The sequence below is a fragment of the Bacillus cereus group sp. Bc010 genome, assembly GCF_027716745.1.
Classification (GTDB): domain Bacteria; phylum Bacillota; class Bacilli; order Bacillales; family Bacillaceae_G; genus Bacillus_A; species Bacillus_A pacificus.
Map to the genome: position 1 here is coordinate 98,948 of NZ_JAQFUY010000013.1, position 23,517 is coordinate 122,464.

A 23,517-nucleotide genomic window follows, 5' to 3' on the forward strand; every position below is an offset into this window, starting at 1 on the left:
ATGAAGAAATGGTTACTTATACTCGTTGCATGTATTATGGTCATTACTGCTGGTTGTTCAATGGAACCGCCAGAATGGGCAAAGGATTCTAGCGATAAAGGTCGAAATAAAACTATTAAAGTTGGATTCTCTGTTTCAACTTTAAACAATCCATTTTTTGTAACTTTGAAAAAGGGTGCAGAAAAGAAAGCGAAAGATAGCGGCATTGAATTGATTGCTGTTGATGCGCAAAATGATGCAGCAAAGCAAACGAACGATGTTGAAGATTTAATTCAAAAAGGTGTCGATGTAGTTGTTATTAATCCAACCGATTCAGATGCTGTTGCTTCAGCAGTAAGTGCGGCAAATGCAGCGAACGTTCCTGTTATTACAGTAGACCGCGTTGCAAATTCAGGTAAGGTTGTTTCTCACATTGCATCTAATAACATCGAAGGTGGTCAAATGGCTAGTGATTACATTCGTGAATTGGTCGGCGAAGGAGCAAACGTTGCTGAGTTAGAAGGAATCCCTGGATCCTCTGCTGCTCGTGAACGTGGGAAAGGATTCCATAACGTAGCCGATAAGTCTTTAAAAGTAGTTGCTAAACAAGCGGCTGATTTTGATAGAGCAAAAGGATTATCTGTTATGGAAAACATTTTGCAAGCAAATGGTGATATTAAAGCCGTGTTTGCGCATAACGACGAGATGGCATTAGGTGCACTTGAAGCATTGAAGTCTGCTGGGAAAACAGATGTAGTCGTTGTTGGATTTGATGCAACAGAAGATGCTGTAAAAGCGGTTAACGATGGGCGTATGGCTGCAACAGTTGCTCAAAAACCGGAATTAATCGGAGAGAAGGCGATGCAAACAGCAAAAGAGATCACACAAGGTAAAAAAGTGGACAAATCTATTCCGATTGAATTAGAGCTTATTAAGAAAAATAAATAAATATAAAATGAAAATTAGGAAGGAAGAATAACAAATGAAATTCTTTATTGATACAGCAAACATTAACGAAATTAAAGAGGCAAATGCATTAGGCGTATTAGCTGGAGTAACGACAAATCCATCACTTGTAGCAAAAGAAGGCGTAGATTTCCACGAGCGCATTCGTGAAATTTGCAACGTCGTAGAAGGACCTGTAAGTGCAGAAGTAATTAGTTTAGAAGCAGATAAAATGATCGAAGAAGGAAAAGAGTTAGCGAAAATTGCTCCAAACGTTGTTGTAAAAGTTCCAATGACAACAGAAGGTTTAAAAGCAGTAAAAGCGTTCTCTGACTTAGGAATTCGTACAAATGTTACATTAGTGTTCTCAGCAGTTCAAGCATTACTTGCAGCTCGTGCTGGTGCAACATACGTTTCACCATTCTTAGGTCGCTTAGATGATATCGGTCATAACGGTATGGACTTAATTCGCCAAATCGCAGAAATCTTTGCAATTCACGGTATCGAAACAGAAATTATCGCAGCATCTGTACGTCACAGTGTTCACGTAACTGACGCAGCATTAAATGGTGCACATATTGCAACAATCCCAGCAAACGTAATTGCTTCATTAGTGAAGCACCCATTAACAGATCAAGGAATTGAGAAATTCTTAGCTGATTGGGAAAAAACACAAGAGAAATAATAGAAAATCAAGAATCCTAGTTTAATTGACTAGGATTCTTTTTTATTTAAAAGAATTTTCATGCAATTTTGCATATTGTCTTTTAAATTTTTTATATAAGCTATTTAATATATATCAAATCACTTTTTATGTTTCATATTTCGACATAAAACGGTAGAAGTTCTGACCAGAAAACTGGAGGGCATGATTCTATAACAGAAAGCTTAACGTTTATAGAATTATGCCTTTTTATATAGGGAGGGAAGAAAGTAGAGCACTTGATTTAAATGCACTTATTTATCTGAATTTTAAGTTTTATAAAAGGAGAGAAATAGAATGAGAAGAACAGCGCCATTTAAAGTGTTATCGTCATTAGCAATTGCGGCAATTATCGGATGTACATCTGTCATGAGTGCTCCATTAGCATACGCAGAAACGCCAGCAAAAGAGAAAGAAAATGTATCTACAACACCAATTGATTACAACTTAATTCAAGAAGATCGTTTAGCGGAAGCGTTGAAAGAAAGAGGAACAATTAATCCAGCATCTTCTAAGGAAGAGACGAAAAAAGCTGTAGAGAAATATATTGAAAAGAAACAAGGGGATCAGGCAAATAAAGAAATTTTCCCAGCCGATACTGCTAAAGAGGCATCTGATTTCGTGAAAAAAGTAAAAGAGAAAAAAATGGAAGAAAAGGAGAAAGTAAAGAAACCTGAAAAAAATGTTAGCCCTGAGCAAAAGCCTGAACCAAATAAAAAACAATTGAATGGGCAAGTGCCAACATCTAAAGCAAAACAAGCGCCGTATAAGGGATCTGTTCGAACAGATAAGGTATTAGTATTACTCGTTGAATTTAGTGATTATAAACATAATAATATTGATCAAACGCCAGGGTATATGTATTCGAATGACTTTAGTAGAGAGCATTATCAAAAGATGTTATTTGGTAATGAACCATACACGTTATTTGATGGTTCGAAAGTAAAAACATTTAAACAATATTACGAAGAGCAGTCTGGTGGTAGTTATACGACAGATGGATATGTAACGGAGTGGCTAACTGTTCCAGGAAAAGCATCTGACTACGGTGCTGATGGTAGTAGTGGTCACGATAATAAAGGACCAAAAGGCGCACGTGATTTAGTGAAAGAAGCTTTACATGCAGCTGCTGAGAAAGGGTTAGATTTATCTCAATTTGATCAGTTTGATAGATATGATACAAATGGTGATGGGAATCAAAATGAGCCTGACGGTGTAATTGATCATTTAATGGTAATCCATGCAGGTGTTGGTCAAGAAGCTGGTGGTGGTAAATTAGGCGATGATGCCATTTGGTCACATCGTTCAAAATTAGCAATAGATCCAGTAGCAATTGAAGGGACAAAATCAAAGGTAGATTACTTTGGTGGCAAAGTAGCAGCGCATGATTACACAATTGAACCAGAAGATGGAGCGGTAGGTGTATTTGCGCATGAATTTGGACATGATCTTGGCTTACCAGATGAATACGATACGAAATATACTGGAACTGGTTCACCTGTCGAAGCTTGGTCACTCATGAGTGGGGGAAGTTGGACAGGGAAAATTGCAGGAACAGAGCCAACTAGTTTCTCACCACAAAATAAAGATTTCTTACAAAAGAATATGGGTGGCAACTGGGCAAAAATTTTGGAAGTAGATTACGATAACATTAAGCGTGGTGTAGGAGTTCCTACATATATCGATCAAAGTGTTACAAAATCAAATCGTCCAGGCGTTGTACGTGTTAACTTACCAGGTAAAAGTGTCGAAACGATTAAGCCGGAGTTTGGAAAGCATGCATATTACAGTACAAGAGGAGATGATATGCATACAACACTAGAAACACCATTCTTTGATTTAACAAAAGGAACAAATGCAAAATTCGATTATAAAGCAAATTATGAGTTAGAAGCAGAGTGCGATTTTGTCGAAGTACATGCAGTAACAGAAGATGGAACGAAAACATTAATTGATAGACTTGGAGAAAAAGTAGTCCAAGGAGATAAAGATACAACAGATGGGAAATGGATAGATAAATCATATGATTTAAGTCAATTTAAAGGAAAAAAAGTGAAACTGCAATTCGATTATATTACAGATCCAGCTGTAACATATAAAGGTTTCGCGATGGATAATGTAAATGTAACTGTTGATGGACAAGTAGTATTTTCTGATGATGCAGAAGGAACACCTAACATGCAGTTAAATGGATTCGTTGTTTCTGATGGAACAGAGAAAAAAGCTCATTATTACTACTTAGAGTGGAGAAACTATGCAGGATCAGATAATGGATTAAAAGCAGGAAAAGGTCCAGTGTATAATACAGGTCTTGTCGTTTGGTACGCAGATGATAGCTTTAAAGATAACTGGGTTGGGGAGCATCCAGGTGAAGGCTTCCTTGGTGTTGTAGATTCGCATCCAGAGGCACTTGTCGGCAATTTAAACGGAAAACCAACTTACGGTAATACAGGTATGCAAATTGCAGACGCAGCATTTTCATTTGATCAAACACCAGCATGGAGTGTAAATTCATTAACACGTGGACAGTTTAACTATTCTGGATTACAAGGTGTTACAACTTTTGATGATTCAAAAGTATATAGTAATAAACAAATTGCAGACGCAGGAAGAAAAGTTCCGAATCTTGGACTTAAATTCCAAGTTGTTGGACAGGCAGAGGATAAATCAGCAGGCGCTGTTTGGATTAAACGTTAATAACAGAAAAGCACATTCTTCATATGAGGAATGTGCTTTTGAATTTGTACAGTAAGTTATTATTTTAGCTTATGTAATACAAGTGTCTGTTTATATGTAGTGTATCAAATTATGTAGGGAAAGGAAATATTTCCGAGGAAATTGTCGAAGTATCGTTGGTATTGATACACTTTTTTTGTAAAAGAAGAAATGTAGTATTGCCTTTACCATTCAATTTATTTACATTGTTACTTAGCTACACACAAAAGTAATATATTCGGCAATAAAAGAGCGCTATTGGATAGTGCTCTTTTTTATGAATAGAAAGGAGTGAGTTAAATGAAAGAAGGAATTGAATGTCCACAGTGTGAAGGGAATATTACTGCACAACATATTATGGAGCTCCCGCATCCTTTTTCATTCAAGTGTCCACACTGTAAGGTGGGGCTAAAAGAAATGAGGATCACACCATGCTTAATATTAGCGGCAATTTGTATCATTCCACTGTTTATTATAATTGGAGAGAGTATTAAGGAATTGCTAGTAAAATATTTTTCTATTATAGACGATGTCCCAACTGTACTTATTTTCTTTTTATTTTGTTATCCATTGTATTATCTCTATGAAAAATATAATGCCATATTGTTTATTAAATATGGCTTATTGAAAGTTAAAAGTTGAATAGAAGTTTATCATTTAAAAAAAGACAATGATGGAATTATCCTATCATTGTCTTTTTTACTTTGTCTCGGCCTTTTACTTTGCTTCTGACATAAATCATTCCGGCAAATGTTAATAAGAATGCAGTTCCAATAACGAAGCTGGCGCTAGGGGATGCCCCGATTGCTCCAACTGTAAAGGATCCAGCAACAACTCCTAATGAGAAGAAAGCATAAAACAATCCAAATGCTTTTCCGCGTTTATCATCTGTCGTATTTTCAACAAGTAATGCATTTATCGATGGGAAAAGGATAGCGAATCCAATGCCATAAATCATCATAACGATAAAGAGCATGCCTTTTGTTGCAAATAATCCAAGTAAAGATAATGCTAATGCCATTACTGCAATACCAATTAACATTAGTTTTGAACGATTAAATCGATCGTAAATACGATTTGTTGGTAGTAAGAAGAAGAGGATAGCGGTAATACCGAATACACTTAACATCATGCCTGTTGTAGATGCTTTAAGCGCTAATGCCTCAACTTTCACTGGTAACATATAAGTGACAATTCCTTGTGAAAACATGAGTGTGAAAGCACCAATATATGCCTGTAATAACGGTTCTGCTTTCAATAGTTCAAACATATCTTCTTTATTCATCATTTGTGTTCTTGAAGTATCTTTTCTTGATACGTTATTTGGTAAGAAGAAGAGAGATACGATTGTACCAAGAACCATTAAAATAGAAATGGTAATGAACACCCACTCTATACCAGCAGTTGCTTTCATAATCCCGCTGAAGGCAGGTCCTACAATTGCCGCTGTTCCAACAGCAGCACCAGATAGGGCCATTGCCTTACCTTGTCTTGCTGAATTTGTTTGTTTTGATAAAAACGTAAAGGCAGCAGGAATTAAAAATCCGTCACTAAACCCATGCATAAAGCGAACAACTAATAGTTGTTCACCACTTTGAACAACGGTGTATAACAAGACTATGAAACTCGTGAGTCCCATGCTTATATAAAGTATTTTTTTTGCACCAAATTTATCGACAGCAGCGCCAGCAATAATATTACCAATCATATTAGCAAATGAATACATGCCGACAACTAGCCCAATAATAAGAGGGGATCCTCCAAGACTTTGAGCGAACGTACTCATAATAGGTAATTGTGAAAATGTATCTAGAAACGCTACGATAACAATAAAGTAAATAAAATATTTCAAGCGATATTCACCTCTCCTATGCTATTATGGCATAATGCTAATTTCAACCGCAATGAAATTGAGTTAACAGATGTGGAAAAAAGTACAAAGTGACAAAATATTGAACGTTATTTGTTAAAATTTAGTGGAAATGAGATTGTTTTTTTGAAATATATGGATAGAAGTATTATAATAGATTTGTAAACTTCACCAGGTTAAGTATATACATAGAGAGGGATGTATAAAATGAAAGCATTACTTTGGCATAATCAACGTGATGTAAGAGTAGAAGAAGTACCAGAACCAACTGTAAAACCAGGAGCAGTTAAGATTAAAGTTAAATGGTGTGGTATCTGTGGGACAGACCTGCATGAATATTTAGCAGGACCTATTTTTATTCCAACAGAAGAGCATCCATTAACACATGTAAAAGCACCGGTTATTTTAGGTCATGAGTTTAGCGGTGAGGTAGTTGAAATCGGTGAAGGCGTTACATCTCATAAAGTGGGAGACCGCGTCGTTGTAGAACCAATTTATTCTTGTGGTAAATGTGAAGCTTGTAAACATGGACATTACAATGTTTGTGAACAACTTGTTTTCCACGGTCTTGGCGGAGAAGGCGGCGGTTTCTCTGAATATACAGTAGTACCAGAAGATATGGTTCACCATATTCCAGATGAAATGACGTATGAACAAGGTGCACTTGTAGAACCAGCAGCTGTAGCAGTTCATGCAGTACGTCAAAGTAAATTAAAAGAAGGGGAAGCTGTAGCAGTATTTGGTTGTGGTCCAATTGGACTTCTTGTTATCCAAGCAGCTAAAGCAGCAGGAGCAACTCCTGTTATTGCAGTCGAGCTTTCTAAAGAACGTCAAGAGTTAGCAAAATTAGCAGGTGCGGATTACGTATTAAATCCAGCTACTCAAGATGTATTAGCAGAAATTCGTAACTTAACAAATGGTTTAGGTGTAAATGTGAGCTTTGAAGTAACAGGTGTTGAAGTAGTACTTCGTCAAGCGATTGAAAGTACAAGTTTCGAAGGACAAACTGTAATTGTTAGTGTATGGGAAAAAGACGCAACAATTACTCCGAATAACTTAGTATTAAAAGAAAAAGAAGTGGTTGGTATTTTAGGATACCGTCATATCTTCCCGGCTGTTATTAAATTAATTAGCTCTGGCCAAATTCAAGCAGAGAAATTAATTACGAAAAAAATCACAGTAGATCAAGTTGTTGAAGAAGGATTTGAAGCACTTGTAAAAGATAAAACACAAGTGAAAATTCTTGTTTCACCTAAATAATATAGAATAGTAAAAAGTAGCTCTTTTCTAGAAATAGAAGAGGGCTACTTTTTTTCTGTACAGAAAGGTGATAGACTTTCCTGTAACTACAGGTATTTTGTTTGGAAGGGGAAGTCTAATGCTTTCATTTATGTTGACATTGAAACGGATGCTAAAAGCTTGTTTACGAGCGTGGAAAGATAAAGAATTTCAAGTATTATTCGTATTAACATTTTTAACATTAACGTCTGGTACGATTTTTTATAGTACAGTTGAAGGATTACGTCCTCTTGACGCTTTATATTTTAGTGTGGTCACGTTGACGACTGTCGGTGATGCGAATTTTAGTCCGCAAACTGATTTTGGAAAGATATTTACAATCTTATACATATTTATTGGAATTGGATTAGTGTTTGGATTTATACATAAGTTGGCAGTTAATGTCCAACTGCCAAGTATATTATCGAATAGAAAAAAAGAGTAAAGCATGTGTATGCTTTACTCTTTTTTTACATTAGTTTAGATAAGCCTTAATAATAGTTTATTAAAATGAAAGTGCATTCATTCATTATATTCACTATGTATAAAGTTATAATGATATGAACATTTATATATTTTAATTTAGTGATAGAAATTTCATGAAAGGTGGGATATTCTAGTCATAGGTTAACCGGACGACATCATAGGATCCTAACAAAAAGTTTACAATAATTCGATTATAAAATGGAGGATTTCAGATGAAAAAGAAAGTACTTGCTTTAGCAGCAGCTATTACAGTAGTAGCTCCTTTACAAAGCGTTGCATTTGCTCATGAAAATGATGGGGGAAGTAAAATAAAAATAGTTCACCGCTGGTCTGCTGAAGATAAACATAAAGAAGGTGTAAATTCTCATTTATGGATTGTAAATCGTGCGATTGATATTATGTCTCGCAATACAACACTTGTAAAACAAGATCGAGTTGCACAATTAAATGAATGGCGTACGGAGTTAGAGAACGGTATTTATGCTGCTGACTATGAAAATCCTTATTATGATAATAGCACATTTGCTTCACATTTCTATGATCCAGACAATGGAAAAACATATATTCCATTTGCAAAGCAGGCAAAAGAAACTGGCGCTAAATATTTTAAATTAGCTGGTGAATCATACAAAAATAAAGATATGAAACAAGCTTTCTTCTATTTAGGATTATCTCTTCATTATTTAGGAGATGTAAACCAACCGATGCATGCGGCAAACTTTACAAATCTTTCATATCCACAAGGATTCCATTCTAAATATGAAAACTTTGTAGATACGATAAAAGATAATTATAAAGTAACGGATGGAAATGGATATTGGAACTGGAAAGGTACAAATCCAGAAGAGTGGATTCATGGAGCGGCAGTAGTAGCGAAACAAGATTACTCTGGAATTGTAAATGATAATACGAAAGATTGGTTCGTAAAAGCAGCTGTGTCACAAGAATATGCAGATAAATGGCGCGCTGAAGTTACGCCAATGACAGGTAAGCGATTAATGGATGCACAACGTGTTACTGCTGGATACATTCAGCTTTGGTTTGATACGTACGGAGATCGTTAAGTATTTAAAAAAGGTCAAATCTCACAATAGAGTATTTGACCTTTTTATTACTATACAAATGGAGGTATGGAACGTGAAAGGTAAATTGCTAAAAGGTGTACTTAGCTTTGGGATTGGTTTAGGAGTTTTATACGGAGGTTCTTCAGTGCAAGCAGATACGTCTACAGATCAAAACAACACTTTGAAAGTGATGACGCACAACGTGTATATGCTATCAACTAACTTATATCCGAACTGGGGACAAAGTCAGCGTGCCGATTTAATTGGGGCGGCAGATTATATTAAGAATCAGGATGTAGTTATATTAAATGAAGTGTTCGATAATAGCGCATCAGATCGTTTGTTAGGGAATTTGAAGAAAGAATATCCAAATCAAACAGCAGTATTAGGTCGTAGTAATGGAAATGAATGGGATAAAACGTTAGGTAGCTATTCATCTTCAACGCCTGAAGATGGAGGCGTTGCAATCGTGAGTAAATGGCCGATCGTTGAAAAGATTCAATATGTATTTGCAAAAGGATGCGGACCAGATAATTTATCAAATAAAGGGTTTGTATACACGAAAATTAAGAAAAATGATCGTTTCGTTCATGTGATTGGGACACACTTGCAGGCTGAAGATAGTATGTGTGGAAAAACTTCACCTGCATCTGTACGTACAAACCAGCTAAAAGAAATTCAAGATTTTATTGAAAATAAGAATATACCAAATGACGAGTACGTTCTATTTGGTGGTGATATGAACGTGAATAAAATAAATGCAGAGAACAATAGTGACTCAGAGTACGCATCCATGTTTAAAACATTGCATGCGTCAATTCCATCTTATACGGGACATACAGCAACTTGGGATGCAACGACAAACAGTATTGCAAAATATAATTTCCCTGATAGTCCTGCCGAGTATTTAGATTATATTATTGCAAGTAAGGACCATGCGAATCCATCATTTATAGAGAATAAAATATTACAACCAAAATCTCCACAGTGGACTGTTACATCATGGCTCAAAAAATATACGTATGATGATTATTCTGATCATTATCCAGTAGCAGCAACTATTTCTATGAAGTAGTCCTAAAAAAGTTTCTTCTTAAATAGGAAGAAACTTTTTTTATTTTGTAGAGGAGATTCCAACTTTCTTTCCAATATGTATAAGACATATAGAGAAGAGGAGAGAAAAAGTGTGGATCGAGGAATTTTTAAAGAAGTTCCATTACCTTGTGCATTTTTGGATGAAGTAGCTTTAGATAGAAATATTCAATTGATTATAGAATTAAGTGGAAATAAGAAGATTCGTATAGCGAGTAAATCGTTACGTTCTGTTCCGGTTATGCAAAAGATTTTAGCTGCAAATGATCGTTTTCAAGGTATTATGTGTTTTTCACCTAGGGAAGTTTTGTTTTTAATTGAACAAGGATTCAATGATTTATTGCTCGGATATCCTGCTTATGATGATCGAGCGTTACATGAAATAAGTTTGCTAACAAAGCAAGGGCTCATTATAACTTGTATGGTGGATTGTGAAGATCATATTGTTTATTTAGAAAAAATTGCTGAGAAGTCTAAAGGATGTTTTCGTGTTTGCTTAGATATTGATATGAGTAGTCGTTTTTTTAATTTTCATTTTGGGGTCAAAAGATCACCGGTAAGAGATGTGCAAGGTGCTTTGAAAATAGTAAAAAGGTTGAAAGAATCATCATTTTTAATACTAGATGGTGTAATGGGATATGAAGCCCAAATTGCTGGGGTAGGAGATCACATACCGAATCAACGAGTAAAAAGTAAAGTGATTTCATATTTAAAGAAGAAATCAGTGTTAGAAGTTAAAGCAAGAAGAGGACATATCGTAAAAGAAATACAAAATCTAGGTATTGAACTAAGGTTTGTAAATGGAGGAGGCACAGGAAGTATAAAAACAACTGAGCAAGATCATTCAGTTTCAGAGATTACAATAGGTTCTGCTTTCTATGCCCCGAAGCTGTTTGATTATTATAAAGAAGTACAACTTCAGCCAGCTGTCGGATTTGCTTTGCCAGTTGTGCGTAAACCAGCTCCAACAATTTATACTTGTCTAGGTGGTGGATATATTGCCTCAGGCGCAATTGGGAAGGATAAAGAACCTGAGATTTGGAGGCCAAATGGTGCCAAACTATTAGCTTTAGAAGGTGCTGGTGAGGTACAAACACCGATTTTTTATAACGGTGAGGAACGAGTAGAGATAGGAGATTCTATCTTGTTTCGCCATAGTAAAGCTGGAGAATTATGTGAGCGGTTTCCGTTTTTATATCGTGTGAAAGAGGGAGAGATTGTTGGGGAGTATTCAACATATCGGGGGGATGGCCAATGCTTTCTATAAAGGGACAAAAATGGAGAAATTGGACAGGGAATGTAGAAGGAACACCGCATTATACGATGTATCCAGAAAGTATACAAGATGTAGTAGAAGTTGTAGAGCTTGCACGAAAAGAAGGGAAGAAAATTCGCGTTGTCGGTTCAGGACACTCGTTTACCCCTCTTGTGCAGACGGAAGAAATTTTAGTCTCTTTAGATGAATTGAAGGGTATTGTGAATGTTGATGCGGAGAAGATGGTTGCCGAAGTATGGGCAGGAACAAAGTTACATGAGCTAGGGAAGTTACTTGAGGAAAAAGGTTATGCGCAAGAAAATTTAGGGGATATTGATTCGCAATCTATTGCAGGAGCGATTAGTACAGGGACTCATGGCACGGGGATTACCTTTGGAAGTTTATCAACACAAGTTATAGAGATTACCGCAGTTTTATCTACAGGTGAGAGTATAGTTTGTTCACAAACGGAGAATGTACAATATTGGAGAGCTTTTCAGTTGTCTCTTGGAATGTTAGGTATCATTGTAAAAATAAAATTGAAGGTTATTCCAGCTTATTCACTCGTTTATAAAAGTGAAAAACAGTCCTTATCTACTGTAATGAACAAGCTAGAAGAATATAAGAAGAATCGCCATTTTGAATTTTTCGTTTTTCCTTATTCAGATGAAGTGCAAGTGAAAATTACAAACGAAACAACGGGTAAAAAAAGTGATTTGAAATGGCATAAACTAAAGGTAGAGTTACTTGAAAATAAGATGTTCTCTTTGTTATCTAAAGGATGTAAATGGTTTCCTTCTATAAGTAAAGGAGTAAGTCGATTATCGGCTAAAGCTGTACCGAATACAAAAATAATTGGTCCGAGTTATGAAGTATTTGCTACATCGCGTGCGGTTCCATTTTATGAAATGGAGTATAGTGTTCCTTCAAAGTATATGCAGGTCGTTGTAGAAGAAATTTCAAACCTTATTGAAAAGAAAAAGTATAAAGTACACTTCCCAATTGAATGCCGTTATGTGAAAAAGGATGACATATGGCTCAGTCCAGCGTATGGAAGAGATTCTGCGTATATAGCTGTAAAGGTATGAAGTATGCTGCTTATTTTGGTGAGGTGGAGAAAATTTTTCTAAAATATGAAGGACGCCCGCATTGGGGGAAAATGCATACGTTAACGTATGAAAAATTACAAAATATATATCCAGAATTGCATTCGTTTCTAAAGGTGAGGAAATTATTAGATGAAGCAGAAATGTTTTCAAACCCTTACACAGAAAAGTTATTTACGATTATGAAAAAAAGCTGACAAAGTATTACTTGTCAGCTTTTTTTAGTACGATCGCATTTTTTGTTTGACTAATTCGCTCGTAAAATAGTAACTTATCACGACTAAATACATGTAATAAAACATGAATAATAAATAGACCGTTAATTACGAGTTGGAATAATAATATAACTACTAATACTAAAGGTTCTTTAAGATTTAAGATAGAGCTACTAGAAAGAATATAATTGATTCCACCTAAAACGAAATAGAATATACCATAACGGATGAATAGTTCCTTCAACGTAATACGATCTGATTTTCCTTTCACGTAAATACGAAGCAACGCTTTACCAATTGTCTTTCCATTCGTAAAGTATGGAATGATAATAAAGTAAATAAAGATCGAACACGTTATGAAAATGAGTTCGTATATGTTCGTGTAAGATTGAATATTAGAAATAAAGAAAGAATTTCCTTTGTTTTTAATGACAGGTACAACGATGGATAAGAAAATCCAATCAATTTGCATCGCGATAAGGCGACGAACAAATCCGACTGGTTTCGTTTCCAAATTAATATGACTATCTAATTCGTTTGCTTTCGGAAGGAAGTACGTAAATATTGGTGCAATGATAAAGCCGATTACGCCGCCTAATGTATTTAAAAACAGATCGTCTATATCAAATAAGCGGTACGCACAATTGTATATACCGTATAGTCCAGTCACTTGTGTTAGCTCGAAAAAGAGTGAAAGACAAAAAGAAATACAAATTGTTTGTAAGAAACTACGTCGGAAATAATAACGTAAGTAAATACCGAATGGAACGGTTAATAGAACGTTAAATGCTACTTGTAAAAACGCAGATTCTTTTAATAGGTAGAAATAAGTAGCTGGTTTCGTTAAAATTGCCGAAGTATGATTACTAATTTCTTGTATGAAATAAAATGGTGATAGTTGCATGTGCTGCGTATTAGCCGGTTGTAGGCTACAAGTATCATATGTTTGTGGTAACGGCAAAATCACAAGAAAATAGGCATTTAATAAGTAAAGTAATAATGAGTACAAAATAAATGAACGCCATTTATTTAAATAACCGTACTTTCGGTAGTTAAATATTAAAAAAGGTATTAAGAGGAACATTGCTAAAATAGGAAATAAAATAAATGCTGTTTTTATTGGAAATATATATGCAGTCAAAATGAAGCTCCTTTCAATGAAAATTCGTTTATCATTATAACGTTAAAAGAACCTTAAAACAAAATTAAAATATTTCGAAATAGAAAAAATTACAAATTTCAATGGAATTAAGTTATACTAAATTTAATATAATGATATTATGATTATTATAAGTTGAGAGAGGGTACAAAATATGCGATATGAGCTTTTTTCTGTAAGTGGGGATCATATTACAACTTTTGAAAGTGCATGGCGTTTTCAAGAGGGAGAACAGATTTTTGTTCATGATGATCAAATAAAACGAAATTTTATTATTATCCGCCTAACGCATGATGTATTTCAACAAAATAAACATGTTATTCGTTTGTATTGTCAAGAAAAGAAAGTATATGCATAAAAAAAACGAGTCGTTCTAGTGTAATAGAATGACTCGCTTTTTGATTTGTAAGTTTCACCTTATAAGAAAATAAGAGTAAGTACACCTACGATAATGCAATAGAAAGAGAAATATTTTAAATTTCCTTTTGCCATAATGTTCATAAACCATTTTAATGAAATATACGTCATGATAAATGTTGCGATAAATGCAACGATATATGGTACGAATAGTGTATCTAGATTTGGATCTTTTGCAATGTCTGTAATACTTAGTAATAAACCACCTAAGCTAACAGGGATATATAGTAAGAATGAGAAACGAAGAGCCGTTTCTTGCTTCATACCAAGTAACATCGCAGCTACGATTGTTGCACCTGATCGGCTTATTCCAGGAATTAGTGCGCAAGCTTGTGCTAATCCGACGATAATTGCGTCTTTCATAGAAAGATCGCCATCATTTTTACGTCCACGCAAGTTTCTAATAATCCAAAGTCCGACAGCGGTAATAAGAAGGGAAATCCCAACCATTTTCACACCTTTTAAGTACTGATCGATGTAATCTTTAAATAAAACACCAATAACACCTGCTGGAATGGTCGCAATAACAAGGTAAATAATAAAGAAGAAATCTGATTTTGCATCTTCTGCTCTTGTAAATATATAAGATAGACCATTCTTTGTTAGACGAATTAAATCATTTCTATAAATAAGTAATACAGCTAATAATGAAGCTGAATTAACAAGTAGTTCAAAGCTAAACCCCTCTATTTTTAGTCCTAGCAAATGCTGTGCCAAAACGAGGTGACCGCTTGAAGAAATCGGAATCGGTTCTGTTAGTCCTTGGAACAGACCAAGAATTAAATATTTTAAAATGTAGTAAAATTGTTCCATAATAACCTCCTTGTTTAATAGTCGAAAGAAACAACTTGTCCATTATAACAAAGATACGGCTCAATATTGAGAAGAAATAAATATTCGAAATATAATAAAAATCCCTCATAACAGTATAAGGGATTTTTACTATTAATGAGAAACTACTGTTTCTTCAAGACTTTTTGTTAATTGAACATCGACTTTCTCAGCATCATGAATGTGATTCATAATGGTAGTATTTAACTTTTGGAACATTTGTTGTGTATTAGCGAATTCTCGTAATATATCATCATTACAAGTCTTTTGGTTTTCAATAGCTTTAATAACATTTGTAGCACCGTTTTGTAACGTTTGAATCATAATTAAAATATTTTCGATTCTAGCGTTTGTATCGGCACTCATTTCTACACCTTCATCGACTAAATGCAAATTATCTTTTGTATTATCGTATGCTTTTTCAATTTCTTCTTGAATTTTTTTCGTTAAGTTGCCGATGTTTTTTGTACTTTCAGCGGTACTTTCTGCTAGTTTTCTTACTTCATTGGCAACGACAGCGAATCCTTTACCGTGCTCTCCAGCACGAGCAGCTTCAATACTTGCATTTAAAGCAAGTAAATTTGTTTGTGCTGCAATGTTTTGGATGACTTCTACAATTTGCTCAATTTCTTTTGAGCGTTCACTTAAATGATTCATACTATTAGACGTGCGCTGGGATTGTTCACCTAATTTATTAATTACAATAAGTAAACGATGAACAGATTCTTTTCCTTCGTTAGAACAATCAATAATTTCTTCAATAGATTGAATTAAGCTTTGTTCTTTTTGTAGCATTTCGTTATTCAATTCATTGGAATGTGTAGTACGTGTTGAAACATTTTCGAAACATGAGCTTAATTGTTGAACTAAATTTTGAAGTGTATTGTGCTGGTTATTTACAAGTTGATGCTCTTGAACAACGCTTTGTACACGATCGTGGATAGAAGAAATAGTCTCTTGTTGTTCAATATCCTTTTGTTTTAATTCTGCTTCTAGTTCTTGTATACGACTTTCTAATTGATCAATTTTATGTTGGAGTGATTTCTTTTGAGTAAACATAGATTTATTTCAACCGCCTTTAGAAGTTATATTTTCTCTATATTTGGATTTTAGCATCTTTTATAATTTTTAAATATAGGAATTGTTAAATATTTAAGAATCTATTACATTTTATGCATAATTCCCTTTTTTTCGTCATGAAAAATAAACTGTATTTAATGGTATTGTAAACAAACTGTAAAATAAATCATGTATAACTGTATAAGAAGGGAGTCGGATTATGAACTATTTTAAGCGAATCAGTAGTCTAGTATTAGCAGGCATTATCGGTCTATCTAGTACAGTCGCTGTTAAAGCAGAGTCAAACGACGAGAAACTTAACAACATGCAACAGCAATTGCAGCAAAACGATGCAGAAATGCAAAAGAAAGAGCAAGAGAAGCAAGCTGTTAGTAAAGAAATTCAAGGTATCGAAAACGAACTACATAATTTAAATAATACAATTGCAAAAAATAAAGAGGATCAAGCTGCTATTCAACGTAAAATCGATGAAACACATAAGCAGATTGAACAAAAAAAGAACGAAATTGTCGTTTTAGAGGATAAAGTCCTTGCTCGTAAGGATATTATGAGAAAACGTATGGTTTCTGTTCAAAACAGTTCAAATACAAGTTTAGTAGTAGAAGTTGTAGTAGAGTCAAAGAACTTTGCAGACTTCTTACAACGTATGAACGCAGTTTCTACTATTCTAGAAGCTGATAAAGAAATTCTACGTCTACAAGAACAAGATCTTCGTCAAATTGAAGAAGATAAGAAAACAATTGACGAGAAAGAAGCATCTTTAGTAGTAGACAAACAAAAATTAGCAAAAGCACAAGCTGAACTGCAAGATAACTTGAAAAAACGTCAAGCTAACTTACAAACAGTTCAAGCTAAATATAATCAGGTTGCAAGCCAACTTAATTTAGCTGCAGAAGAAAAAGCTAAAATCGAATCAAACATGAAAGCAGTACAAGAAACAATTGCTCGTGAGCAAGAAGCAGCAAGAATTGCAGCGGAAGAGCGTGCGAAAGCAGAAGCAGCTGCAAAGGCTGAGCAAGAAGCTTTAGCGAAAGCGCAAGCGGAAATTGCTGAAAAGCAAAAGCAGGAAAAAGCTAGTAAACCAGCGGAACCTGTTGCTAATAATAATTCGAAGGTAGAACCTGTACAACCACCTAAACCAGCTGCTGGTGGAAAAGAATTTTATGTACATGCTACAGCTTATACAGCAGATCCAGGTGAAAATGGCTATGGACCAGGTCAACAAGTATATTCTGCATGGGGACCAGGTGGTAAACCTTATAATTTAACTGCAAATCCAGGAATGAAATTAATTGCGGTGGATCCATCTGTTATTCCATTAGGATCTACTGTAAATGTTGAAGGCTATGGAATTGCAATTGCCGCAGACACTGGTGGCGCGATTAAAGGTCACAAAATTGATGTTTTAATGCCTGATAAAGCTTCATCTAGTAATTGGGGCAGAAAAAATGTTAAAGTTACAATTTTAAACTAATGCGTAATCCAACTTTACAATATGTAAAGTTGGATTTTTTTGTAAAAATAATGTTAAGTTGAGTTTACATTTTGTTAAGGATAGCATACAATGGTGGTGAGAGGTGGTAAATTTGACCATTTTAAATAGAGTGAAGGAATTAAGAGCTCGGTTTAATTTTTCGCAAAGTGTATTAGCAGAAAAGGTTGGAGTGACGAGACAAACAATCGCGGCAATTGAAAAAGGGGATTATGTTCCTTCATTATTATTAGCGCTTATGATTTGCGATGTATTTCAGTTAAAGATGGAAGATGTGTTTGTTTTAAATAAGGAGGGGGAAGAAGATGAATAGAATTGTTGCTTCGTATATTATAAATTTATTTTACAGTGTATTGGCATGCTGGGCATTCGTAGAGTTTTATGATTTTTATATACAGTTTGCTGATATTATTAAAAATGAAAGTTTACCATCTAAAATAACAATGAGTTTGACACCTGTTGTATTAATATTTATTGTAGCTATCATATTAGCGTATTTTAAAAGATTGCATAAAAAGAAATATAACAAATCATCATTGCGATTATATCCTTTATTATTTCCCCAAGAGGATGAACGGGAGAAGGATATTACAGATAAAGCATGCCGTACAACATTTGTATCATTATGGTTTGTATTACCTTGTGCACTAGGATTATTAATATTTACACCTGTAGCAAATTTATATATTTCGGCATACCCTTTATATGTTGTGTATTTGATTTATTTAATTCAAATGACAGTATTCCACATATCTCTATACAGAAATAAATTAGCTTAAAAAGAAACCTTCTTGCCAATGCAAGAAGGTTTCTTTTCAGCTTACACTTGTACATATAGCAATATTATCTTATCATTTTATATAGAGTAAGATTTTGTAACGGAAAGGAATTGTATATGAATAAGCAAAGAATTTATAGTATAGTAGCAATCCTCCTATTTGTTGTAGGTGGTGTATTAATCGGCAAGCCATTTTATGATGGATATCAAGCTGAAAAGAAGCAGACTGAAAATGTACAGGCTGTCCAAAAGATGGATTATGAAAAACATGAGACGGAATTTGTAGATGCTTCGAAAATTAATCAACCAGATTTGGCAGAAGTAGCGAACGCATCTTTAGATAAGAAACAAGTAATTGGTCGTATTTCGATTCCAAGTGTTTCATTAGAACTTCCTGTTTTAAAGTCTTCTACTGAGAAAAACCTATTATCAGGTGCAGCAACAGTAAAAGAAAATCAAGTGATGGGAAAAGGGAATTATGCATTAGCAGGACATAACATGTCTAAAAAGGGTGTTTTATTTAGTGATATAGCTTCTCTAAAAAAAGGCGATAAAATTTATTTATATGATAATGAAAATGAATATGAATATGCGGTTACAGGTGTATCTGAAGTAACTCCTGATAAGTGGGAAGTTGTTGAAGATCATGGGAAAGATGAAATCACGCTTATTACATGTGTATCTGTTAAGGATAATTCTAAGCGTTACGTTGTTGCTGGTGATTTAGTAGGAACGAAGGCGAAGAAATAAAAAAGAAGGTCAACTCTCTAAAGAGTTGACCTTCTTTTTTACTAATGTTGAGAAATAATAGAATATTTTAGTTGGTATTTAAGTATTTTTCTATTTATGTATAATAAAGTTAGAATTCAAGATTTTGGGAGGAACAAGAGTGAAACAACAGGTGAAGAAACTTCTTTTAACAACAAGTGTAGCGTTATTGGTAGCTCCAATTTCAGCCTATGCGCATCCAGGACGTACAGATGCTAATGGGGGACATACGTGTCGTACAAATTGTGAAAAATGGGGATTGCAGTACGGGGAATATCATTATCACAATAAACCAGCTTCTAGTAGTGGTGCAACAAGTCCAGCTCCTAGTCAAAATAATAATGGTGCTGTAGAAGCTGAAAGACAAGCGGAAGCGCAGCGTAAAGTTGAAGAAGAGAGACAGCGTGTAGCGGAGGAACAAAGAAAGGCAGAGGAAGAGAGACAACGTGTAGCTGAAGAGCAAAGAAAAGCAGAAGAGGCACGTAAACGAGAGGAAGCACAGCGTCAAGCTGATATGGAAAAAGGGCAGCTTGAGGGACAAAAAAGTGGAGAGACTGATTTTAAAGTAGGGAAAAATGATGTGGAATCACATTTAGCTGGGAAATCAGATACATATAAAGAAGCATTCAAAACTGCTTATGCTGCATCTTGGTCTTTAGAAGAGCAGAAGAAAACGCATTTTGAAAAAGGAAAAGAGCAAGGTTTAGCACAAGAGACGATGGAAGATAGTCAAATTGCTCCAGAGTTTAAGCCAAACTTTGCAGAAGGTTTCCAAGTAGGGAATAAAGAAAGAACAGAAAAAATTGAAAAAGAGCAAGCTGAACTAGGGGAAAAGGCAGGTAAGGAACTAGCTGGAAAGAACCCTGGAAATAGAGAGAAAGATGTGTACGTGAAGGCGTATGAAACAGCGTATGAAACAGCGTATGAAACAGCGTATGAAAAGGGTTATAAGTCTACAAAAAAAGCAGTAGAAAAGGCTGGCTATAAGTATGCATTTGAAAACTATGATTTGAAAGTTCCTGCTAAGTATGAAAAGAATGAATCGTTAAAGAAATGGTTCATTGAAGGATTTAAATCAAATGAAAAAGCAGCGGAAATTAGAGAAGAAGGATATAAAAAAGGAGACAGTTGGCTTGCATTCTTCTATAAGAATTTTGTGCCAAGTGAATATAAAGAACATAAAAATCTGTACGAACAAGCGATAGAAAAAGGTAAGAATGCATAAAAAAGATGAGGGATTTCCCCTCATCTTTTTTAATCCATCCATTTTACTAATTTTTTAGAAATTAGTAATAAAACACAACCTAATACAATTGCTACAGCGCCAATTACTGTAAATACTTCAGCATATCCAAGTGAAGTTGTGAAGCTTGCAAGTTGTCCACCTAAAATGTTGGCGATTCCTGAGCTTGCTAACCATACTCCCATTAATAAAGAAGCAAGTTTTACTGGGGCAAGTGCACTAACCATTGATAGTCCAACAGGTGATAAGAATAGCTCACCTAACGTATGGAAAAGATACGTAAAGACGATAAATAGTAAGTTTGCTTTTTCTGTAATGTTATGTTCATCACTACCTGTTTTTAATGTAGCAATAACGAGAATGATATAACCGATACCGAGCAAGATCATACCAAGTCCCATTTTAGTTGGGATTTTTAAATCCCCACGCTTGCGAGTCGCAAGTTTTGCCCATAATGCCGAAATGACTGGAGCAAGTAAAATAATAAATAATGGATTGACCGATTGGAACCAAGATGTTGGAACTTCCCATCCGAACACAGAGCGGTCTACAAATTTGTTTGTATATAATGTTAATGAACTACCAGCTTGTTCAAAGCCAGCCCAGAAGAAGACAACGAAGCATGTTAAAATGACGATAACTGCAGTACGTTGTTTTTCTTTTTTTGTTAACGGTGTATCTCCTACTGATGGTTGTCCATCTGTTGTTTGTAAATCGCGAGTAGGTTTTTTACCGATATCACCAAGGAAGCGATTTGATAGTGTTGTAAATAAAATTTGTCCAATGATCATTCCGATTGAAGCGGCTAAGAATCCGTAACGGAATCCGTAATGTACAACGCCATCAACCGTTGTTTTGAATAAATTTTCTGATAAAAATCCGCAAACGAGTGGAGCTAAAAATGATCCGACATTAATACCCATATAGAAAATGGTAAATGCACTATCACGTTTTGGATCGTTCTCTTCGTATAATTCCCCAACCAGTGTAGAGATGTTCGGTTTGAAGAATCCGTTACCGATAATAATAAGCGCTAATCCGAGGTATAGGCCGACTTGGTTTTGTAAGGCAAATAGTGTAAGGTTACCGATTGCCATTGTTATACCACCAATTGTAATCGCTTTTCGTCTACCTAGAAAACGGTCTGTTAAGTATCCACCAATCATTGGTGTGAAATAACAGGCTCCAGTGTAAAATCCGTAAATAGAGAGTGCCCATGCGGGACTAAACCCAAGACCACCGCTTACTAAAGCTGTCGTTAAATATAATGTTAATAATCCTCGTAATCCATAGTAACTAAATCTTTCCCACATTTCTGTAAAGAAGAGTAAGTATAAACCTGGAGGATGTTTCTTTTTTCTTTGTTGTTCTTTTTCTAGTTGTATCGCTGATTCCATGTTATTTTCCTCCTGACACAAACAAAAACAAAGTTAATAATTTGTGCATTTAATATTTTATCTTATTAACTATTATAAGTCAATAAAGGTTGATTTTTCAGAAGAAATTGGAAAAGGGATATAGCTATAGAATGAGTGTTTCTTTTATGTTAGACTATGGACTATGTTTTCTTTGTAAAGAAGCGGTTTATTGCACTTTTTTATATGTGAAATTGATTTCATAAAAGATGAAATTAAAGAAGGAGAAAGAAATGAAATTGTTACAGAAAAAAGAAATTTTACTTATTAGTCTTATGTTATTCTCGATGTTCTTTGGAGCGGGGAATCTTATATTTCCACCTTTCCTTGGGTATGAAGCAGGAGAACATGTGTGGATTTCATTAGTAGGGTTTATTATATCAGCAACAGGTCTTCCGATATTGGGAGTTATTGCGATTGCAAAAGCAGGAAGTTTTCAAACGCTAGCGGGTAGAGTTCATTCTTCATTCGCCATTATTTTTCCATGTATCGTGTATGTATTTATTGGACCAGGCCTTGGCATTCCGCGTGCAGGAAGTCTCGCTTTTGAGATGGGACCGGGTCAGTTATTCCCGGAAGCAGGTAGCGTAATCTTATTATGTTACACAGTTATTTTCTTTAGTATTGTGTACTGGTTAAGTTTATCCCCGTCTAAATTAATGGGGTTGTTCGGAAAAGTTTTAACACCGTTATTATTAGGTATGATTGCTCTTATCTTTATAAAAAGCATGTTTACATCAGTAGGTAGTGTGAAAGAGGCTGCTGGAAATTATGGACAAGCGCCTATGTTCCAAGGGTTTTTAGATGGATATTTAACGATGGATGCATTAGCAGCTTTAATTTTTGGGATTGTGATTGCAAATGCTCTTCGTGCAAAAGGTATTGAAGATGATAAAGGTTTAGCGAAATATATGAGTATTGCTGGAATTGGTGCAGGACTATTATTATCTATTATTTATGTCATACTTGGATATGTCGGTTCAATGAGTGGGTCATTGGGGATATTTGATAATGGCGCGCAAGTGTTAGCACAAGTGATGACTACATTATTTGGACAAGGCGGAGTCGTTTTATTAGGACTTATTTTTACGATTGCGTGCTTATGTGTTTCAATCGGACTTGTTACATCTTGTAGTCAATTTTTCGCAAGTGCATTTCCAAAAGTAGCGTATAAAGTGTGGGCATTTATCTTAAGTTTTGTTAGTATGATTTTAGCTAATTTAGGATTAACACAAATTTTAAAAGTATCAGTACCAATTCTTGGATTTATTTATCCAGTTGCATTGACGCTTATTATTTTAGGGCTATTCCATAAGTATATTGGAAAGTATGTATGCATATATCCAGTTACAATTGTGATTGTAGCAGTATTTAGTGCAATCGATATTTTCAATAAAAATGTGATGATGAATCAGTGGACATCAGTATTGAAATACATTCCGTTTTATATAGAAGGTGTTGGGTGGATCATTCCAGCTATTATAGGTGCTTGTATTGGTGTTATCGTGAGTAGTGTTTTAAATAAGAAGAAATGAGTAAAAAGGTGTTTTGGTATTATCCCCTTTAGGTAGACAGTAAAAAAAGAGTCCATCTGGTATGATGGACTCAATACTGTTTTATCTGGAG

At 34.8% G+C, this 23,517-nt stretch carries 21 protein-coding genes and 1 pseudogene; 17 read left to right on the forward strand and 5 right to left on the reverse strand.

What is annotated here, in order from left to right; all coding sequences use genetic code 11:
* From rbsB to PDQ68_RS16030, 4 genes are all read left to right on the forward strand, one after another.
* Window positions 1–927, forward strand: coding sequence for a ribose ABC transporter substrate-binding protein RbsB (gene rbsB / locus PDQ68_RS16015; protein ID WP_000758975.1), 927 nt, complete (start codon window positions 1–3; stop codon window positions 925–927).
* A 34-nt stretch (window positions 928–961) separates the two neighbouring features.
* Entirely contained in the window at window positions 962–1,609 is a 648-nt protein-coding gene (fsa, locus tag PDQ68_RS16020; RefSeq protein WP_000667661.1) for a fructose-6-phosphate aldolase, read from the forward strand.
* A gap of 315 nt (window positions 1,610–1,924) precedes the next feature.
* Window positions 1,925–4,324, forward strand: coding sequence for a M6 family metalloprotease immune inhibitor InhA2 (gene inhA2 / locus PDQ68_RS16025; protein ID WP_016716472.1), 2,400 nt, complete (start codon window positions 1,925–1,927; stop codon window positions 4,322–4,324).
* Window positions 4,325–4,642: 318 nt separating this feature from the next.
* Window positions 4,643–4,984: a hypothetical protein gene (locus tag PDQ68_RS16030; RefSeq protein ID WP_016716473.1), complete on the forward strand. Its 342-nt coding sequence runs from the start codon at window positions 4,643–4,645 to the stop codon at window positions 4,982–4,984.
* 37 nt (window positions 4,985–5,021) lie between these two features.
* Here the strand turns inward: PDQ68_RS16030 and PDQ68_RS16035 are convergent, their stop codons facing one another.
* The gene (locus PDQ68_RS16035; RefSeq protein WP_000873248.1) at window positions 5,022–6,194 is read right to left on the reverse strand and encodes an MFS transporter; all 1,173 of its coding nucleotides are present in this window, start codon (window positions 6,192–6,194) and stop codon (window positions 5,022–5,024) included.
* 225 nt (window positions 6,195–6,419) lie between these two features.
* Between PDQ68_RS16035 and bdhA the strand changes: the two genes are divergently transcribed.
* From bdhA to PDQ68_RS16065, 6 genes and pseudogenes are all read left to right on the forward strand, one after another.
* Complete coding sequence (bdhA, locus tag PDQ68_RS16040) at window positions 6,420–7,472, forward strand: (R,R)-butanediol dehydrogenase (RefSeq protein WP_000645822.1); 1,053 nt, start codon at window positions 6,420–6,422, stop codon at window positions 7,470–7,472.
* 118 nt (window positions 7,473–7,590) lie between these two features.
* Window positions 7,591–7,935, forward strand: a complete 345-nt coding sequence (locus tag PDQ68_RS16045; RefSeq protein WP_000948234.1) for a potassium channel family protein — start codon at window positions 7,591–7,593, stop codon at window positions 7,933–7,935.
* Window positions 7,936–8,188: 253 nt separating this feature from the next.
* Window positions 8,189–9,040, forward strand: coding sequence for a phospholipase CerA (gene cerA / locus PDQ68_RS16050; RefSeq protein ID WP_000731014.1), 852 nt, complete (start codon window positions 8,189–8,191; stop codon window positions 9,038–9,040).
* A 58-nt stretch (window positions 9,041–9,098) separates the two neighbouring features.
* Window positions 9,099–10,115: a sphingomyelinase C gene (gene sph, locus PDQ68_RS16055; protein WP_155005229.1), complete on the forward strand. Its 1,017-nt coding sequence runs from the start codon at window positions 9,099–9,101 to the stop codon at window positions 10,113–10,115.
* Window positions 10,116–10,226: 111 nt separating this feature from the next.
* Window positions 10,227–11,399, forward strand: a complete 1,173-nt coding sequence (locus PDQ68_RS16060) for an amino acid deaminase/aldolase (protein ID WP_016716474.1) — start codon at window positions 10,227–10,229, stop codon at window positions 11,397–11,399.
* A gap of 56 nt (window positions 11,400–11,455) precedes the next feature.
* A pseudogene (locus PDQ68_RS16065) lies at window positions 11,456–12,690 on the forward strand (D-arabinono-1,4-lactone oxidase).
* Between the two features lie 7 nt (window positions 12,691–12,697).
* Here PDQ68_RS16065 and PDQ68_RS16070 read toward each other — a convergent pair.
* On the reverse strand, window positions 12,698–13,849 hold the full coding sequence (locus PDQ68_RS16070; RefSeq protein ID WP_000127966.1) for a VanZ family protein: 1,152 nt from the start codon (window positions 13,847–13,849) through the stop codon (window positions 12,698–12,700).
* Window positions 13,850–14,021: 172 nt separating this feature from the next.
* On the opposite strand from PDQ68_RS16070, the gene PDQ68_RS16075 reads away from it, so the two are divergent.
* Entirely contained in the window at window positions 14,022–14,225 is a 204-nt protein-coding gene (locus tag PDQ68_RS16075; RefSeq protein ID WP_001268330.1) for a hypothetical protein, read from the forward strand.
* Between the two features lie 59 nt (window positions 14,226–14,284).
* Here the strand turns inward: PDQ68_RS16075 and PDQ68_RS16080 are convergent, their stop codons facing one another.
* Both PDQ68_RS16080 and PDQ68_RS16085 read right to left on the reverse strand, forming a co-directional pair.
* Window positions 14,285–15,097: an undecaprenyl-diphosphate phosphatase gene (locus PDQ68_RS16080; RefSeq protein ID WP_000434782.1), complete on the reverse strand. Its 813-nt coding sequence runs from the start codon at window positions 15,095–15,097 to the stop codon at window positions 14,285–14,287.
* Between the two features lie 132 nt (window positions 15,098–15,229).
* Window positions 15,230–16,174, reverse strand: a complete 945-nt coding sequence (locus tag PDQ68_RS16085; RefSeq protein ID WP_000495022.1) for a methyl-accepting chemotaxis protein — start codon at window positions 16,172–16,174, stop codon at window positions 15,230–15,232.
* A gap of 220 nt (window positions 16,175–16,394) precedes the next feature.
* On the opposite strand from PDQ68_RS16085, the gene PDQ68_RS16090 reads away from it, so the two are divergent.
* The 5 genes from PDQ68_RS16090 to PDQ68_RS16110 all read left to right on the forward strand — a co-directional run bounded on the left by PDQ68_RS16090 (window position 16,395) and on the right by PDQ68_RS16110 (window position 20,458).
* Complete coding sequence (locus PDQ68_RS16090) at window positions 16,395–17,669, forward strand: 3D domain-containing protein (RefSeq protein ID WP_016716475.1); 1,275 nt, start codon at window positions 16,395–16,397, stop codon at window positions 17,667–17,669.
* 112 nt (window positions 17,670–17,781) lie between these two features.
* Complete coding sequence (locus tag PDQ68_RS16095) at window positions 17,782–18,000, forward strand: helix-turn-helix transcriptional regulator (RefSeq protein ID WP_000154007.1); 219 nt, start codon at window positions 17,782–17,784, stop codon at window positions 17,998–18,000.
* Entirely contained in the window at window positions 17,993–18,466 is a 474-nt protein-coding gene (locus PDQ68_RS16100) for a hypothetical protein (protein ID WP_001080035.1), read from the forward strand. Before PDQ68_RS16095 ends, PDQ68_RS16100 begins: the two co-directional genes overlap by 8 nt.
* Window positions 18,467–18,582: 116 nt before the next feature.
* Entirely contained in the window at window positions 18,583–19,215 is a 633-nt protein-coding gene (locus tag PDQ68_RS16105) for a class A sortase (protein ID WP_001041721.1), read from the forward strand.
* A gap of 139 nt (window positions 19,216–19,354) precedes the next feature.
* Entirely contained in the window at window positions 19,355–20,458 is a 1,104-nt protein-coding gene (locus tag PDQ68_RS16110; RefSeq protein WP_153016952.1) for a YHYH domain-containing protein, read from the forward strand.
* A gap of 29 nt (window positions 20,459–20,487) precedes the next feature.
* Here the strand turns inward: PDQ68_RS16110 and PDQ68_RS16115 are convergent, their stop codons facing one another.
* Window positions 20,488–21,873: a peptide MFS transporter gene (locus PDQ68_RS16115; protein WP_000443133.1), complete on the reverse strand. Its 1,386-nt coding sequence runs from the start codon at window positions 21,871–21,873 to the stop codon at window positions 20,488–20,490.
* A gap of 251 nt (window positions 21,874–22,124) precedes the next feature.
* Here PDQ68_RS16115 and brnQ1 point away from each other — a divergent pair, with 251 nt between their 5' ends.
* Window positions 22,125–23,426, forward strand: a complete 1,302-nt coding sequence (brnQ1, locus tag PDQ68_RS16120) for a branched-chain amino acid transport system II carrier protein BrnQ1 (protein WP_016716477.1) — start codon at window positions 22,125–22,127, stop codon at window positions 23,424–23,426.
* Window positions 23,427–23,517 lie beyond the last annotated feature (91 nt).

Coding starts and splice junctions, on each gene's coding strand:
- rbsB (WP_000758975.1), top strand. CDS start 1: ATGAAGAAATGGTTACTTATACTCGTTGCATGTATTATGGTCATTACT.
- brnQ1 (WP_016716477.1), top strand. CDS start 22,125: ATGAAATTGTTACAGAAAAAAGAAATTTTACTTATTAGTCTTATGTTA.
- PDQ68_RS16090 (WP_016716475.1), top strand. CDS start 16,395: ATGAACTATTTTAAGCGAATCAGTAGTCTAGTATTAGCAGGCATTATC.
- PDQ68_RS16085 (WP_000495022.1), bottom strand. CDS start 16,174: ATGTTTACTCAAAAGAAATCACTCCAACATAAAATTGATCAATTAGAA.
- PDQ68_RS16105 (WP_001041721.1), top strand. CDS start 18,583: ATGAATAAGCAAAGAATTTATAGTATAGTAGCAATCCTCCTATTTGTT.
- PDQ68_RS16100 (WP_001080035.1), top strand. CDS start 17,993: ATGAATAGAATTGTTGCTTCGTATATTATAAATTTATTTTACAGTGTA.
- PDQ68_RS16030 (WP_016716473.1), top strand. CDS start 4,643: ATGAAAGAAGGAATTGAATGTCCACAGTGTGAAGGGAATATTACTGCA.
- PDQ68_RS16115 (WP_000443133.1), bottom strand. CDS start 21,873: ATGGAATCAGCGATACAACTAGAAAAAGAACAACAAAGAAAAAAGAAA.
- PDQ68_RS16045 (WP_000948234.1), top strand. CDS start 7,591: ATGCTTTCATTTATGTTGACATTGAAACGGATGCTAAAAGCTTGTTTA.
- bdhA (WP_000645822.1), top strand. CDS start 6,420: ATGAAAGCATTACTTTGGCATAATCAACGTGATGTAAGAGTAGAAGAA.
- sph (WP_155005229.1), top strand. CDS start 9,099: ATGGAGGTATGGAACGTGAAAGGTAAATTGCTAAAAGGTGTACTTAGC.
- PDQ68_RS16075 (WP_001268330.1), top strand. CDS start 14,022: ATGCGATATGAGCTTTTTTCTGTAAGTGGGGATCATATTACAACTTTT.
- inhA2 (WP_016716472.1), top strand. CDS start 1,925: ATGAGAAGAACAGCGCCATTTAAAGTGTTATCGTCATTAGCAATTGCG.
- fsa (WP_000667661.1), top strand. CDS start 962: ATGAAATTCTTTATTGATACAGCAAACATTAACGAAATTAAAGAGGCA.
- cerA (WP_000731014.1), top strand. CDS start 8,189: ATGAAAAAGAAAGTACTTGCTTTAGCAGCAGCTATTACAGTAGTAGCT.
- PDQ68_RS16080 (WP_000434782.1), bottom strand. CDS start 15,097: ATGGAACAATTTTACTACATTTTAAAATATTTAATTCTTGGTCTGTTC.